The organism is Pedobacter puniceum, assembly GCF_009674685.1.
GTDB classification, from domain to species: domain Bacteria; phylum Bacteroidota; class Bacteroidia; order Sphingobacteriales; family Sphingobacteriaceae; genus Pseudopedobacter; species Pseudopedobacter puniceum.
The window spans coordinates 190,276-205,211 of record NZ_WKJI01000001.1; the positions used below are offsets into that span (position 1 = coordinate 190,276).

The 14,936-nt window shown below is 34.2% G+C and carries 12 protein-coding genes; all 12 read left to right on the forward strand.

What is annotated here, in order from left to right:
• Nucleotides 1-29 precede the first annotated feature (29 nt).
• Entirely contained in the window at nt 30-1,184 is a 1,155-nt protein-coding gene (locus tag GJJ64_RS00940; protein WP_154285912.1) for an alginate lyase family protein, read from the forward strand.
• A 97-nt stretch (nt 1,185-1,281) separates the two neighbouring features.
• Entirely contained in the window at nt 1,282-1,923 is a 642-nt protein-coding gene (locus GJJ64_RS00945) for a Crp/Fnr family transcriptional regulator (protein ID WP_154285913.1), read from the forward strand.
• An 84-nt stretch (nt 1,924-2,007) separates the two neighbouring features.
• Nucleotides 2,008-2,802, forward strand: coding sequence for a sulfite exporter TauE/SafE family protein (locus GJJ64_RS00950; RefSeq protein ID WP_154285914.1), 795 nt, complete (start codon nt 2,008-2,010; stop codon nt 2,800-2,802).
• 80 nt (nt 2,803-2,882) lie between these two features.
• Complete coding sequence (locus GJJ64_RS00955) at nt 2,883-4,304, forward strand: MBL fold metallo-hydrolase (protein ID WP_154285915.1); 1,422 nt, start codon at nt 2,883-2,885, stop codon at nt 4,302-4,304.
• A 4-nt stretch (nt 4,305-4,308) separates the two neighbouring features.
• Nucleotides 4,309-5,121, forward strand: a complete 813-nt coding sequence (locus tag GJJ64_RS00960) for a universal stress protein (RefSeq protein ID WP_154285916.1) — start codon at nt 4,309-4,311, stop codon at nt 5,119-5,121.
• 2 nt (nt 5,122-5,123) lie between these two features.
• Nucleotides 5,124-5,681 (forward strand): YeeE/YedE family protein, encoded by a 558-nt coding sequence (locus tag GJJ64_RS00965; RefSeq protein ID WP_154285917.1) that lies wholly within the window; start codon nt 5,124-5,126, stop codon nt 5,679-5,681.
• 3 nt (nt 5,682-5,684) lie between these two features.
• The gene (locus tag GJJ64_RS00970) at nt 5,685-6,098 is read left to right on the forward strand and encodes a DUF6691 family protein (RefSeq protein WP_154285918.1); all 414 of its coding nucleotides are present in this window, start codon (nt 5,685-5,687) and stop codon (nt 6,096-6,098) included.
• Nucleotides 6,099-6,170: 72 nt separating this feature from the next.
• The gene (locus GJJ64_RS00975) at nt 6,171-7,382 is read left to right on the forward strand and encodes an MFS transporter (RefSeq protein ID WP_154285919.1); all 1,212 of its coding nucleotides are present in this window, start codon (nt 6,171-6,173) and stop codon (nt 7,380-7,382) included.
• 454 nt (nt 7,383-7,836) lie between these two features.
• Nucleotides 7,837-10,992 (forward strand): SusC/RagA family TonB-linked outer membrane protein, encoded by a 3,156-nt coding sequence (locus GJJ64_RS00980; protein WP_154285920.1) that lies wholly within the window; start codon nt 7,837-7,839, stop codon nt 10,990-10,992.
• Between the two features lie 9 nt (nt 10,993-11,001).
• Nucleotides 11,002-12,867, forward strand: coding sequence for a RagB/SusD family nutrient uptake outer membrane protein (locus GJJ64_RS00985; RefSeq protein WP_154285921.1), 1,866 nt, complete (start codon nt 11,002-11,004; stop codon nt 12,865-12,867).
• 22 nt (nt 12,868-12,889) lie between these two features.
• Nucleotides 12,890-13,768, forward strand: a complete 879-nt coding sequence (locus GJJ64_RS00990; RefSeq protein ID WP_154285922.1) for a DUF5017 domain-containing protein — start codon at nt 12,890-12,892, stop codon at nt 13,766-13,768.
• Between the two features lie 16 nt (nt 13,769-13,784).
• Nucleotides 13,785-14,867 carry a glycoside hydrolase family 88/105 protein gene (locus GJJ64_RS00995; RefSeq protein ID WP_154285923.1) on the forward strand — a complete coding sequence of 361 codons (1,083 nt, stop codon included), beginning with the start codon at nt 13,785-13,787 and terminating at the stop codon, nt 14,865-14,867.
• Nucleotides 14,868-14,936: the final 69 nt, after the last annotated feature.

Genomic DNA, 14,936 nt, shown 5'->3' on the forward strand with positions numbered 1-14,936 from the left:
TGATATTTTAGCTTAAATATTAAACCAAAATGAACCGTATTTTAATCTTTATTTGCCTTTTCTTCTTAGGCTTTAGTACTAATGCTGCTCCTCAGTTAGAAAAACAAATTACCCACGTATTAAAAAAGCAAATACTTCAAGAAGCTACTTGGGCTTTAAAAGAGCAACCTGTTACCATAACAGCAAGCATATCACCAAGAAGTGCTGGTGGCAAAAATGATTTTTATTCTGAAGGCGATTATTGGTGGCCAGACCCACAGAATCCTAATGGACCCTATATACAAAAGGATGGTTTAACCAATCCAGATAATTTTGTGGCGCACCGTTTTGCGGTGATTAGGTTAGGTAAAATTATTGGCTCTTTAGCATCAGCTTACAAGCTAACCGGAGATAAAAAATATATTAATCATGCTGTAAAACATTTAAAAGCTTGGTTTATAAATGCTGATACAAAGATGAATCCTCATCTTTTATATGCACAGGCCATAAAAGGCCGTTTTACAGGCAGAGGAATCGGTATTATTGATACCATTCACCTCATGGATGTTGCACAAGGTGTAATCGTAATGGAAAAAGGAATTTTACCAGAAGATTTAAAAGCCATAAAAAATTGGTTTACCCAATATTTGAACTGGCTAATGACACATCCATATGGTAATGCAGAAATGGAAGCTAAAAATAATCATGGTACTTGCTTTACCATGCAGGTAGCTTCTTTTGCTAAACTAACTGGCGATGAAAAGCTTCTAGAATTTTGTAGAAATAGATATAAAACTGTTTTATTACCTAATCAAATGGCGTTAGATGGAAGTTTTCCTTTAGAAATGGCTCGTACCAAACCTTATGGTTATTCGCTATTTAATTTAGATGCTATGGCCACGCTTTGCCAAATATTATCAACCCCTCAAGATAATTTATGGGCTTATAAAACAGAGGATGGAAAATCTATCCAAAAAGGTATCACTTTTTTATATCCTTACCTAACTGATAAAAGTAAATGGCCATTAAAACCCGATGTGATGTACTGGAACGAGTGGCCTGTGGCGCAACCAGCACTAGTTTTTGGGGCAAATGCTTTTAAACAAATACAGTGGTTTAAAACTTGGGCGGGCTTAAATCATCAACCTCAGGTAGAAGAAGTTATTAGAAATTTAGTTATCAAATATCCCATTATTTGGCTTTAAGCCGATGTTGGTTTGTTAAATCATCATCATAAATGTTTAAAAACTCAATATCAAAAAGGTAAAAGCTTTATCTTAGAAAAAAATCATTTTATAAATAATGGCAAGCCTTTCTGCAAACGATTATCTAAATAAATATTTCCCTCAGTTTGAACTGGCTTTAAAAGAGAAGCTAGCTCAGCACACCAGTATCAAAACATTTGAAACTGGCGAGTTGATGATGCAGCCAGGGCAATATTTTCGTTCTACCATGCTGGTAGTGGAGGGAAAGGTGAAACTTTATAGACAAGGCGAAGATGGTGGCGAATTTTTTATGTACTATCTAGAACCAGGTAATGCCTGTGCTTTGTCTTTAATTTGTGCCACTAAGCAAGAAACCAGCGAGGTAATGGCTAAAGCCGTAGAAAAGACTACGGTTTTATCTATCCCGATAGAAATTATGGACGATTTGGTTCGTAATTACAAAACCTGGTATTATTTTACACTCGAAACCTATAGAAATCGTTTTGAAGAACTTTTACAAGTGATAGATAGTGTAGCATTTAAAGGTTTAGATGAACGCTTGATGTTCTACCTCAAAAAACAAACAGAAAAACTCAATACCAAGCAATTACCCTTAACACATCAAGAAATTGCGGCCGATTTAAACTCATCCAGAGAAGTAATCTCAAGGCTACTTAAAAAAATAGAGCAAAGAGGCGATGTTATTTTGCATCGTAACTATGTAGAGTGGTTAAAATAATTTTTTTGATGTTTTTTTAACGATGTGACAAAAGTCACCAATAAGCAGTAGCCATTGCAGCATCTTTGTTGTAAATTACAATAAATGGAAATAGCAGGTTACTTAGCTTCGGCTCTTATTGGAATATCATTAGGATTAATTGGTGGCGGTGGTTCTATTTTAACAGTGCCCGTACTAGTTTATTTATTTGGGATACATCCTTTATTAGCCACTTCTTATTCTTTGTTTATAGTAGGTTTAACTAGCTTAATTGGCTCTTACAATAATTTTAAAAATAATTTGGTAAGCGTTAAAACCGCTATCTATTTTGGTGCAGCATCTATCATCACTGTTTTTTTAACAAGAAAATTTTTGGTGCCTAGTATTCCTCATCATTTATTTACGGTAGCAGGTTTTGAGTTTACTTCATCTGTTTTTACCATGGTTTTGTTTGCCATTTTAATGCTGGCAGCATCTGTAAGTATGATAAAAAACGGAAATCTAGCAGCTCCTGATAAAGAATGTACAGATTGTATTAAATTTTTAAAGCTGTTAGGGTATGGTGTAACTATTGGTATTATAACCGGTCTTTTAGGTGCCGGAGGTGGCTTTTTATTAATACCTGCACTAGTGTTCTTGGTTAAACTACCCATGAAGAAAGCTATCGGCACATCTTTACTCATTATTGCTTTAAACTCTTTAATAGGCTTTGCCGGAGACTTAGGTCATTTTAAAATCGATTGGATTTTCTTGTTAACCATAAGTACGATAGCGATAGCAGGGATTTTTATGGGAGGAATTTTAGGGAAGAAGATAACTGGAGATAAACTTAAAAAAGGTTTTGGTTGGTTTGTATTGTTGATGGGGATATATATACTGATTAAAGAAATATATCTGTAAAGTGATAAAAGTCACCAAATAAATCACAAACGAAGTCGAAATTTGAATACATAAAATAGAAAAATTAAAAAATTATATATATGACAATTGAGCAAATTTATACCGGATGTTTAGCACAAGGTGCATACTACATTCAATCAGGTAATGAAGCCGCCATTATAGATCCTTTAAGAGAAGTTGGTCCTTACATTGAAAAAGCTAAAGCTAATGGCGCTACCATCAAATACATTTTTGAGACCCATTTTCATGCAGATTTTGTATCCGGTCACGTTGATTTAAGTAAGCAAACAGGTGCAAAAATCATTTATGGGCCACAAGCAAATCCAAGTTTTGATGCTTATATCGCTACAGACGGAGAAATTTTTAAACTTGGTGATATTAGCTTCAAAGTATTACACACGCCAGGCCATACCATGGAGTCTAGCTGTTATTTACTATTAGATAAAAATGGTAAAGAAACGGCTCTTTTCTCTGGCGATACCTTGTTTATTGGTGATGTTGGTCGGCCAGATTTAGCCCAAAAAGCAGCACACATGACACAAGAAGAACTAGCAGCTACTTTGTTTAACTCGTTAAGAAATAAAGTGATGACTTTGCCAGATGAGGTAATTGTTTACCCAGCACATGGTGCAGGTTCTGCTTGTGGTAAAAATATGAGTAAAGAAACTACTGATACTTTAGGCAATCAGAAAAAATATAACTATGCTTTAAGAGCCAACATGACACAAGAGGAGTTTGTAAAAGAAGTAACAGATGGTTTAACTCCGCCGCCAGCCTACTTCCCTGAAAACGTGAAAATGAATAAAGAAGGTTATGAAAGTTTTGAGAAAGTTTTGGAAAAAGGTACACAGGCTTTATCTCCGGATGCTTTTGAAGCGGCCGCTAATGAAACAGGTGCTGTTTTACTAGATACCAGAGATGCGCAAACTTTTGCGGCAGGTTTTATCCCTAACGCTATTAATATCGGTATCGATGGAAATTTTGCACCTTGGGTTGGTTCTTTAATTCCGGATATTAAACAAGAAATATTATTAATAACCGATGAAGGTAGAGAAGAAGAAGTTGTAACCCGTTTAGCGAGAGTAGGTTATGATGCTGCTATTGGTTATTTAGCAGGCGGTATGAAAGCTTGGGAAGCAGCTGGTAAAGAAATAGATAAAATAGCATCTGTTTCTGCTGAGGAGTTAGCTGAAAAAGTAGCAACAGGCGAAGCTGTAAATATTGTTGACGTTAGAAAGGATACCGAGTATTTTGCTGAGCATATTATTGATGCCGAAAACGTAGCTTTAGATTATATTAATAACCATATGAGTACTTTAGATAAGGATAAAACTTATTATATACACTGTGCAGGTGGTTATCGTTCAATGATTTTTAATTCGATATTAAGAGCCCGTGGATTTGATAAATTAATAGATGTAAAAGGCGGCTTTAAAGCAATTAAAGAAACCGGAAAATTTAACATCAGTGCTTACGTTTGTCCAAGCACCATGAAATCTTAATAAAATGGAAACTTTAAAAATTTTAGTGCCAACAGATTTTTCTGGCACTTTTAACGCAGCAGATGCTGTAGTTAACTTACTTCAAAATAAGGTAAATACTCAGGTCACTTTATTACATGTTATACCTGCAAGTGGGAATATTTTAGATGAAGAAGCTGCAGAAAAAAAGGTATTGGCCCAAATAGAAGAAGCAAAACAAAAGTTTAAAGCTTTACAGTTAAACTGGAAGTTTGATTACATCTTGAAGAAAGGATCTATAACCTCTACCATTAACGAAATGGCAGAAGAGTTGGGTGTAGATGTTATCATTATGGGAACAAAAGGTTCATCTGGTTTGATGGAGCATTTAGTAGGTTCTGAAGCGCAACATGTTGCAAGAGGCGCTGCTGTGCCTATCATTACGGTAAACCAATATAGTACCCCAACCAAACTTCAGCAGGTTTTATTATTGTTAGATTTTGAAAAGCCAAGTACGCATCATCAATTACAGTTTATTAAAAAAATTGTAGATAAAGATGCTTGTATAAATCTCTTACACATACTAAAACCTAATGAAATAGCTTATACTGAAGATATTGAACACAATATGCGAGAGTTTGCAGCCATCAATAATTTAGAAAACTATAACGTTTTTCTTCATTCTGATGATCAGGTTGATGAAGGGGTGTACAATTTCAATAAAGACCATGAGATGGATTTGGTGTGTATAGGAACACACGGACGTAAAGGGTTTAATCATTTACTGTTTGGTAGTGTAGCAGAGCGTATCATAAACCATTGTGCAAAACCGGTTCTTACTTATCATTTAAATAGTTAATTATGTTAGAAATATTACAACAGCCATGGCCATGGTATGTATCTGGTGCGGCCATAGCTTTTATTATGATTTTATTATTGTTTTACGGAAAATCATTTGGTTTTTCATCAAATCTAAGGGCTATGTGTAGCATGGCTGGTGCAGGTAAAAAAGTTAAGTTTTTTGATTTTGATTGGAGAACTCAAAAATGGAATTTACTATTCTTATTAGGAGCAATTATTGGCGGTACTATAGCATCCACCATCTTAAGAAATGATGAGCCATTAGCGCTTTCAGCATCAACCATACAAGATTTGAAAGAACTGGGGGTAGCATTTGACGGGCAACTAAATCCGTCTCATATTTTTGGGCTAGAGTTTGCCACTTCTTTTAAAGGCATATTGGTATTATTGATAGGTGGTTTATTAGTAGGTTTTGGATCAAGATACGCTGGTGGTTGTACCTCTGGCCATGCTATAAGTGGTTTGTCAAATTTACAAATACCTTCTTTAGTAGCAGTAATAGGCTTTTTTATTGGAGGCTTAGCCATGACATATTTTATTTTACCATTAATATTCTAAGACATGAAAGGATTAAAATTTATACTAGCAGGTGTTATTTTTGGAATCATTATGGCTAAATCAGAAGCTATATCTTGGTATCGTATCCAAGAAATGTTTCGCTTTCAATCTTTCCATATGTATGGTATTATTGGTACCGCAGTAACCTTAGGTGTATTAGCCGTTTTCTTGATTAAAAAGTTAGGTTTAAGAGATACAGAAGGTAATCCAATAGTTTTTTTGGATAAAGATAAAAGCTGGAAAAAGTATATCCTCGGAGGGACTATTTTTGGCTTAGGCTGGGCTTTAACAGGTGCTTGCCCTGGGCCAATGTTCGTAAATGTTGGCTATGGATATTTTGCTATGCTTATTGTAATAGCAGGTGCCTTAGGCGGAACATATCTTTATGGCGTCATAAAAGATAAATTACCACATTAACATCTAAAACGCTTTCCAAACATCTCGAAGCTTTTGCTTCGGGATGTTTCTTTTTAATATTCATAATATTTCATGACTAAACCAATAAAATTTGGGCTTAAAGCCAACTGGAAGCAATTTACCCTATTGATTATTGTAAATGCTTTTGTAGGTGGAATGGTAGGTTTAGAAAGAAGCATACTACCCAATTTTGCTCAAGAAATATTTGGGATAGCATCTAAAACAGCTATCCTATCTTTTATTATAGCTTTTGGCATCTCTAAAGCTTTTACCAATTATTTTACAGGTAAACTAGTTAATTGGTACGGTCGTAAATCTATACTTTTAATAGGATGGCTTATAGCTATACCTATTCCTTTCTTACTCATTTATGCCCCTAATTGGAATTGGGTGATTTTTGCAAATGTTTTATTGGGTATTAGTCAAGGAATAACATGGAGTACAACCATTCTCATGAAAATTGATTTGGTTGGCGAGAAAGATAGGGGCTTGGCTATGGGGCTAAATGAGTTTGCAGGTTATTTAGCAGTTGGTTTAGCTTCCTTTCTATCATCTTATTTAGCCGGTAAATACGGTTTTACACCATATATTTTTTATTTAGGTGTTTTGATATCTATTACAGGTTTTATAATAAGTTTATGGGGTGTAAACGATACTCAAGACTTTGTAAATGCAGAAAGTAGACTGGTAGCATCTAAGAGCAGTAATAATTCTCATCATATATTTTTAGAGACAACCTTTAAGAATAAAACCTTAAGTGCTGTAACACAAGCAGGTTTGGTTAATAATTTAAATGATGGTATGATGTGGGGAATTCTACCCGTTTTTTTATTTTCTATTAAATTCTCAGCTTATGATGTAGGACTTATCACAGCAATTTATCCTATGGTATGGGGTATTAGTCAGGTTTTTACGGGTAAACTAGCCGATATCTATCATAAAAAACATATTTTGTTTTTAGGGATGTTGCTACAAGGTTTAGTGATTTTGGTAATGCCATTTATGGATGATTTTATCTCTTTATTTAGTCTTGCCGCACTATTGGGTTTAGGTACCGCATTAGTTTATCCAACTTTTATCGCAACCATTGCACAAGTAAACCATCCCCAAGATAGGGCAGAAAGTATTGGCACTTTTAGGCTTTGGAGAGATTTGGGTTATGCTTTTGGGGCTATCATTTCTGGTTTAATAGCAGATTTATTGGGTATACATGATGCAATTATTGCTGTAGGGGCTTTAACTCTTTTATCGGCTATAATCATTGGTGTTAGGATGAAAAAGTAATTTTTAGTCATCCATTTCAGCAAGTAGTTTTTTAAGGGAGACTTATTTAATGTTAAATAGCATTAGATGAGTCTCTTTTTTATTTTAATCGTGATTTCTATTTTTTTAGAACCCTAATACATAAACCAAATTATGAGTTTTGGTTTGGATTACTGAGTTCTAATTTTATATACAGTAAAATCTTTATCTGTTCATTTTTGAGTGATTAAGATAGGTTTTATAAAAATCATCCTAAAAATTTAAAATAATCACCAATCTGATTATTGCTTTAAGCATTAATTTGTTTCAACCAATTATTGTGGACGCCTAGATGTGGAACATTGCTTCTTAACTCTTCGCATCCTTTCATAAAACTTAAATAAATCATTCATGAAAACTATTACCTGGTTTTATCCATCAATAAAATCATTCAAATGAAAACAAAGACTCCTATTTCTAAACTTAAATTATTGGTATGAATAAACTTAAACTTAGTTATCGTGAGAAAATTATAACCTGCGTTAGGGTTGTGTTTTTCTTTCATCTTTTCATTATTAATGCTTATGCACAAAAAATAACCGTTAGTGGGGTTGTTTTAGATAATCAGGGAGAAACACTTCCTGGCGTAAGTGTGAAAGTTAAAAATGCTACACAAGGTACTATCACAGATAGTGATGGTAAATATTCTATTGTAGTACCAGCGCCTTCTTCAATATTAGTATTTACTTATTTAGGTTTTACCTCGCAAGAAGTTGCAGTCAATAATAGAACTAAAATCAATATTAATTTAAAACCTTCAACATCATCTCTAGAAGAAGTAGTTGTAGTTGGTTACGGAACCTTAAAACGTAAAGATGTAACAGGTTCTGTTGCATCTGTTAATATTGCTGATTTTGAAAAAGCTCCTATAACTTCTTTTGATCAAGCACTAGCAGGACGTATTGCAGGTGTACAAGTTTCTGGTAATGATGGGCAACCAGGCTCTGTTAATAACATTATTATAAGAGGGGCAGGATCTATAACGCAAGATAATTCTCCACTTTATGTAGTAGATGGTTTCCCTTTAGAAGATGCCAATAATAATGCAATAAATCCGGCAGATATAGAATCTATAGAAGTACTAAAAGACGCATCTGCAACGGCTATTTATGGTGCCAGAGGTTCTAACGGTGTTATCATGATAACTACCAAAAAGGGCAAAGTAGGCGATCCGGTAATAGGAATTAACAGCTACTATGGTTTTCAGGAAGTAATACGCACCATGAAGTTGATGAATGCCTATGAATTTGTGAGTTATCAAAATGATTTAAATCCAAGTGCAACTGCTGCTACTTATTTTACAGGTGGGAAAAACTTAGAATCTTACCGTAATGCGCCTACCTTAAACTTGCAGCAAAGTCTTTATAGAAACTCGCCTATGCAGAATTATGATTTATCTGTAAGAGGTGGAACAGAAAAAACTAAGTATTCTATTTCTGGAAATATCATAGACCAAGAAGGGATTATTATCAATTCTGGGTTTAAGCGTTATCAAGGTAGGTTGTCTTTAGACCAAACGATTAATAAAAAACTAAAGGTTGGTACAAATATTAACATCAGTAATTCTGTAAATAATGGTACCATTGTAGCGCAATCAAACTTTTCTGCTACATTAAGTTTAATGTCTTCTGTTTGGGGCTACAGGCCTATAACAAATTCTAACGTTGACCTCTTAGATGAACCGTACGACCCAGAGATAGATCCACTTTTAGCAGGTGATTATCGCTTTAACCCTATATTGAGTGCTAAGAACGAGTTAAGAGAGCTTATTAATAATAACCTAAACGTTAATGCTTATGCACAATACGAAATTACACCACATTTAACCCTACGTATTACAGGAGGTATTACAAAAATAGGTCAGGAGAATAATCAGTTTAATAATTCTAGAACCAGTTTAGGAAATCCAAGAAATATTAATGGCGTATTTGGCTCTATTAACAATAATTTATCTAATACTTGGCTAAACGAAAACACACTTACTTATAACAAAAGTTTTAATAAGAAACATAATTTAAACGCTGTTATTGGTTTTTCATCGCAGCAAAATAATAGTAAATTTTACGGTTTTCAATCTATAACAGTTCCTAATGAAGATGCAGGCTTAGATGGCTTAGATGAAGCTCCGTTTGGAAGTACCACACCAACAAGTAGAAGTAGTAGATGGACATTGGCTTCTTTCTTAGGCCGTATAAATTATAATATCAATTACAAATATCTTTTCACAGCATCTTTAAGATCTGATGGTTCTTCTAAATTTTTAGGAAACAATCAATGGAGCTATTTTCCGTCGGGCTCATTTGCATGGAGGTTCAATAAAGAGAAATTCATGAAGAATATCAAAGTTATTGATGATGCCAAATTAAGGATGAGTTACGGGTTAACTGGTAATAACCGTGTAACAGATTTTGCCGGATACTCTCAGTTAGCTTATTTGATAAATTCTGGATATACGTTTAACAATAGTTCTGTTTTAGGGGCAACATTTACTGCTTATGGTAACCGTTCTTTAAAATGGGAAACAACAGCTCAAGCAAATATAGGTTTAGACTTAGCCATGTTTAAACAACGCTTACTATTTACTGCGGATGTTTATAGAAAAACCACCAAAGATTTGCTCTTAAGAGCAGATATTCCTGCTACAACGGGTTTAACAAATGCCTTTAAAAATATCGGAAAAGTAGAAAATAGTGGTTTAGAATTATCATTAACCTCTACCAATATAAAAAGCAAAAATTTCTCTTGGGTAAGTAATTTTAATATCAGTTTTAATAGAAATAAAATTCTTCAGTTAACTGAGGGCCAAGATGCTTTGCTATCATCTGTAAGTTTTGATATTCTTTATAATAATAACCCTACTTATATAGCGCAAATAGGGCAGCCAATAGCGCAAATGTTCGGTTTAATTTGGGATGGTGTTTATCAATACGAAGATTTTGATATTACACCTTCTGGTGGATATACTTTAAAGTCTAATTTGCCAGATAATGGAGGAACAAGAGGAGGTGTAGCACCAGGTTCTATTAAATATAAAGACATTAATTTAGATGGAACTATAAATTCTAAAGATTTTGCCATCATTGGTAGGGCAACTCCTATACATGTAGGTGGGTTTTCAAATAATTTCACTTATAAAGGTTTTGATCTTAATGTTTTCTTCCAGTGGTCTTATGGCAACGATATTTTAAATGCTAATCGTTTAATTTTTGAAGGAAACGGAAACAATAGGATTAATTTAAATCAGTTTGCATCTTTTAATAATAGATGGACACCTACAAATCCTAGTAACACTTTATTTAGGGCTGGCGGACAAGGGCCTGCATTCTACTCATCCAGAGTAATAGAAGATGGCTCTTTTTTAAGGTTAAAAACGGTCTCTTTCGGTTATAACTTATCAAATAGCTTGTTAAAACAGTTTAAACTTAAAGGATTAAGAGTTTATGCTTCTGCACAAAATCTTTACACCTGGACAAATTATACAGGTTCAGATCCGGATGTTTCAGCTAGAAACTCTAACCTAACTCCTGGATTTGATTTTTCAAGTTATCCGCAAGCAAGAACATTAATATTTGGCTTAAATGTCTCTTTATAATTTATCGATATGAAACAGTTAAAAACATTAATATTTACAATTCTGGTTTTGGTAACCAGCTCTTGTGAGAAATTTTTAGATACAAAACCTACTGATTTTATAAGTCCAGAGGCTTATTACAATACACCTCAACAATTAGAAATTGCTTTAAACGGTGTTTATGACCAGTTAGGTGCAAATGATTTTTATGGCAGCTTATATATAGATTATCTGAACTGGAGCACCGATGAAAGTTGTGATAAAAATGCCTTGCCATCTATAAGAACATACAATTATGCAGCTTCTGAACCTAATATTTTTAATTTATGGAGGGGATTGTATAGCGCTATTAATAGGGCAAATAATTTATTAGCCAATATAGATAAAGTAGAAATGAATGAAGCTAGAAAAAAGGCTATTAAAGGCGAAGCACTTTTTTTACGAGCTTACTACTATTTTATTCTGGTAAGTAATTGGGGCGATGTACCTCTAATTCTTGAACCTATAAAAGAGATAAGTCCGGATGTTTCTACAGATGTTGCAAGGGCAGAAACCAGAGTGGTATACGAACAAATTCTGAAGGATATGAAGGAGGCAGAAGTATTATTAGACCGTCAAACAGCTACTTCATTAGGTGCTGGAGGCAGGGTTTCTAAAACTGCTGTACAAGGTATTATAGGCAGAGTTTGTTTATATATGGCTAGCTATCCTTTAAGAGATTTATCAAAATATACAGAAGCTATTACTTATTTAAATAAAGTAATAAATTCTCAGGAGCATGCCCTAAATCCTGATTATAAACAAATTTTCATCAATTATGCTCAAGATAAATATGACGTTAAAGAATCTATCTGGGAAGTAGAGTTCATGAGAACCTCATCAAATATTGGTGGTGATGGCGGTAGAGTAGGTAATAATGGAGGTATATTATGTAATGATCCTCAAATAGGCACATCTTACTCGCTAGCTAATGCTTCAGGTAAATTATTTAAACTATATCAGCAAGATCCTAACAGCGTAGTAACACCTTTTAAAGCTTCTTTTGATATTAGAAGAGATTGGAATTGCGCCAATTATAATTACACAACGGCAACGCCAGGGGTATTTACCAGAATTACCGATCCTTATGCCATGAGTATGGGTAAATACAGAAGAGAATATGAGTTGGTTTTTCCGAAAAATAGAAACTCCACACCTATTAATTTCCCTATTCTTAGATATGCTGATATTTTGTTAATGCTTGCAGAAGCAGAAAATGAGGTGAATAATGGACCTACAGCAGCAGCATATGATGCCATAAACCAAGTAAGAAGAAGAGGTTATGGTATATTAGAAGGTAATGTTCTAAAATCTATCACCGTAACAGCAGGTGGTTCTGGCTACAGTGCAGCCAACCCTCCAAGAGTATTAATTACCGGAGGTGGAGGCAGTGGTGCGGAAGGTACTGCAATTATTTCAAATGGTAGAATTATAGGGGTAGACATTACAAGCAGAGGAAGCTTAAGACCTGGTACTTATTTTACCTCGGCACCAACTGTTACTTTCATAGGTGGTGCAGGTTCTGGTGCAACTGCTACAGCAACTATTACACAAAGTACTGATGCAGATTTAACCCCTGGCTTAGGATATCAACAGTTTTTCCAAGCTATTCAAGATGAAAGAGCGAGAGAACTGTGCTTTGAATCTTTACGAAGGTCTGACTTAATCAGATGGAAACTGCTTATACCGGTAATGAAAGATTTAATCATCGATATTACTTCTTCATCAACAACAACAGCATTAAAGAGTAGCTTATCTACAGCCGCAAGAAATGTTGATACCAGACATTATCTTTTCCCAATCCCTATTAAAGAGATTTCTTTAAATAAGCTATTAACTCAAAATCCAGAATGGTAATTCTCTAAGCAATAATTAAAAAATGAAAAAAATAATAATATTAGCTGTAATTGCTTTTTATTTTACGGCTTGTGAAAAAACTTTAGAAGTAGAAGCACCTAGTTTTGATGCTACCTTACCCAAGTTAACTTATCGGGTAGGAGAGCAGGTAAAATTCAACTTCACAGGAAATGCTAATAATATCTCTTTTTATTCTGGTGAGACAGGATCAGAATATATCCACCGAGAAAGAACCATAGCAGAAGGTGTGCCTCAGTTACAATTTCTTTCTTTCGGACGATTTTTGGGGCAAACCAATACTTTAAGGTTATTGGCTACAACAGATCTTCAAAGAATAGATTCTACAGCTGTAGTTAATGCTAATTGGATTGATATTACAGACAGGGCAACTTTATCTACAGGTGCAGATAATACATCATCAGGTATTGTAAGTTTGGCAGATTTACTTGCAACAGGTAAACCGGTAAGCTTTGCTTTCAGGTTTACTACCAGTACAGGCTCTGTACAGCCACAGTGGACAATCAGGTCTTTTGATATTGATAATATATTGGCTAATGGTCAGGCATATCCAGTTATGAGATTAAGTTCTGGAAGTTGGGTAAGAATAAATGTGAATAATCCAACAGTTAATTGGACAGTTGGTACTACTTTATTTATAAATGGAGGTGGCTCCACATCGGCAGGAAATTTAGACTATGTGGTTTCTAGAGCTGTAAAATTAAATGAAGTTGCTCCAGATAAGGCTTTATCTATCAAAGATTTAAGTGGCAATGCTTTAAAAGAATATAACCACGTTTATAATACACCAGGCACTTATAAAGCCACTTTTTTAGCTATTAACCAAACAACTGATGAAAGGAAAACAGTTGTTAAAGAATTTGAAATTACTGTTACACCTTAGTTATCTGATACTTTAAATGAAAACAAAATTTATCAAAATCTGCGTATTGTTTATTCTTTGCAATCTAAGTTCATGGTCTAAACCCAACGAAACACCTTCTATTTATTCTAAAAATTATATAGAAAGTATGATGCAAAAAGTTTTTACATGGCAAGTAAAAAATCCATTAGAAGTTAATTTAGGAGAAGATTGGGCAAGAGCAGTTTTATACTCTGGCGCCATGAGAGCTTTTGAACATACACAAAACAAAAAATATTTAAAAGCTGCAATGAAATATGCAGATAGCGTAAATTATGTAGCGGGCAAAAGATTTAGACATGCTGATGATATGACACGTGGGCAAGCTTTTATTAAAATATATCAGGTTAAGAAAAAGCCTAAGATGTTAAACGGCATTAAAGGAAGAATAGATTCTTTAATACAAGACCCAAAACCTGGACGTGAAGATTGGTGGTGGTGCGATGCTTTATTTATGGAGCCACCTGTGCTTGTTTTATTAAGTAAAGAAACTAAAGACCCAAAATATAATAACTACCTTAATAAGATGTGGTGGGATGCTACAGATTTTCTTTTTGATAAAGAGGAAAACTTGTATTACCGAGATAAAAACTTCTTTAATAAACGTAGTGTAAATGGAAAAAAGGTTTTTTGGTCTAGAGGCAATGGTTGGGTAATGGGTGGTTTGGTGCAAGTTTTAGAGCATTTACCTAAAACAGATACTTATTACTCGCAGTACGAAAAGCAATTTACAAGTATGGCTAAAAAAATAGCTACGTTACAACAACCAGATGGTTTGTGGCGAGCTAGTTTACTAGATCCTCAAGAAATTCCTGTAAAAGAAACTAGTGGCTCTGCCTTTTATACTTTTGCATTGGCCTGGGGTATAAATAATGGGTATTTACCTAGAGAAACTTATTTACCTGTTGTTAAAAAAGCTTGGAAAGCACTAACAGATGCTGTTGAGCCTAGCGGAAAACTAACTTGGGTACAACAAATAGGAGCCAAACCAGAAAAGGTACAGCAAAGTGATAATCAGGAATATGGTACCGGAGCATTTTTAATGGCCTCTACTGAAATTATTAAATTAAAGATTAACTAGCTTAAAAGCTATTTTCCTTTAAGGCTATATGAGTTTGCTTATAATTGTTTTTTTGTTATTTTAGATATG

Coding starts and splice junctions, on each gene's coding strand:
- GJJ64_RS00955 (WP_154285915.1), top strand. CDS start 2,883: ATGACAATTGAGCAAATTTATACCGGATGTTTAGCACAAGGTGCATAC.
- GJJ64_RS00970 (WP_154285918.1), top strand. CDS start 5,685: ATGAAAGGATTAAAATTTATACTAGCAGGTGTTATTTTTGGAATCATT.
- GJJ64_RS00990 (WP_154285922.1), top strand. CDS start 12,890: ATGAAAAAAATAATAATATTAGCTGTAATTGCTTTTTATTTTACGGCT.
- GJJ64_RS00965 (WP_154285917.1), top strand. CDS start 5,124: ATGTTAGAAATATTACAACAGCCATGGCCATGGTATGTATCTGGTGCG.
- GJJ64_RS00945 (WP_154285913.1), top strand. CDS start 1,282: ATGGCAAGCCTTTCTGCAAACGATTATCTAAATAAATATTTCCCTCAG.
- GJJ64_RS00950 (WP_154285914.1), top strand. CDS start 2,008: ATGGAAATAGCAGGTTACTTAGCTTCGGCTCTTATTGGAATATCATTA.
- GJJ64_RS00980 (WP_154285920.1), top strand. CDS start 7,837: ATGAATAAACTTAAACTTAGTTATCGTGAGAAAATTATAACCTGCGTT.
- GJJ64_RS00960 (WP_154285916.1), top strand. CDS start 4,309: ATGGAAACTTTAAAAATTTTAGTGCCAACAGATTTTTCTGGCACTTTT.
- GJJ64_RS00995 (WP_154285923.1), top strand. CDS start 13,785: ATGAAAACAAAATTTATCAAAATCTGCGTATTGTTTATTCTTTGCAAT.
- GJJ64_RS00985 (WP_154285921.1), top strand. CDS start 11,002: ATGAAACAGTTAAAAACATTAATATTTACAATTCTGGTTTTGGTAACC.
- GJJ64_RS00940 (WP_154285912.1), top strand. CDS start 30: ATGAACCGTATTTTAATCTTTATTTGCCTTTTCTTCTTAGGCTTTAGT.
- GJJ64_RS00975 (WP_154285919.1), top strand. CDS start 6,171: ATGACTAAACCAATAAAATTTGGGCTTAAAGCCAACTGGAAGCAATTT.